This is a genomic window from Actinomycetota bacterium, from assembly GCA_005774595.1.
In the GTDB taxonomy this organism is placed as follows: domain Bacteria; phylum Actinomycetota; class Coriobacteriia; order Anaerosomatales; family D1FN1-002; genus D1FN1-002.
The window spans coordinates 1-1,086 of sequence record VAUM01000498.1; the positions used below are offsets into that span (position 1 = coordinate 1).

Annotated in this window: 1 protein-coding gene; it reads left to right on the plus strand. The window is 69.0% G+C overall.

Going from position 1 to position 1,086, the window contains the following annotated elements:
• Positions 1–1,086: chemotaxis protein CheA (locus FDZ70_11245; GenBank protein TLM65246.1), on the plus strand; the 1,086-nt coding region annotated here is incomplete at both ends.

Genomic DNA, 1,086 nt, shown 5'->3' on the forward strand with positions numbered 1-1,086 from the left:
CCCTGCGCCCGCGCCTGCGGCGTCCCCTGCGCCCGCGCCCGAGGCTGCCGCTCCCGCCGCCGAGCCCGGGGCCGAGGGCGGCGCCGGCAAGAAGGGCGACGCGGAGGCGCTGAAGACCAAGACGCAGGCGACCATCCGCATCCGTACCCAGCAGGTCGACCACCTGCTCAACCTCGTGTCAGAGGTCGTCATCTCGCAGATCAAGGCCGAGCAGCGCTCGGTCGAGATGCGCGGCTTCGTGAACGACCTCGCCGACATATGGCAGCACTGGGTCCGGCTGAAGTCCGGCCTGTCCGCCATCCAGCTCGAGGACCAGTCGATCCTCGCCGGCGTGGTGGGCGACGTGGAGGCGCTCGACGACCTCATCGCCGAGTTGCGCCGCTCGGTCACCTCGTTCTCGAAGGGCTACGTCGAGGACACCACGCGCTCCACAACCGTCGTCTCCGAGCTGCAGGAGCAGGGCATGGGCCTGCGCATGCTGCCGGTGGCCACGGTGTTCAACTCGTTCCCGCGCGCGGTGCGTGACCTTGCGCGCCAGTTCAAGAAGGATGTCGAGCTCGAGCTCGAGGGCGTGGACACCGAGCTGGACAAGAAGGTCCTCGAGGAGATCAACGACCCACTCGTGCACATCATGCGCAACGCGGTCGATCACGGCATCGAGACGCCCGAGGTCCGCCGTGCCGCCGGCAAGCCGCCGCAGGGCACCATCCGCCTGGCCGCGCGCCAGGAGGGCGACCACATCGTCATCGAGATCTCCGACGACGGTGCGGGCATCGACCCCGACAAGGTGCGCGCCGCCGCGGTGCGCAAGGGCTTCATCACGCAGAACGAGGCCGACGCGATGTCGGACCGCGAGGCCGCCTACCTCATCTTCGAGGCCGGCTTCTCCACCTCGGCGATCATCACGGAGATCTCCGGCCGCGGCGTCGGCATGGACGTCGTGCGCGAGTTCATCGTCGACAAGCTCAAGGGTTCGCTCGACGTGGACTCGAAGATCGGCGAGGGGAGCCGCTTCCGCCTGACCATCCCGCTGACGCTCGCCATCATCCGCGCGCTCATGCTGCGCGTGAGCGGCCAGGTCTTCTC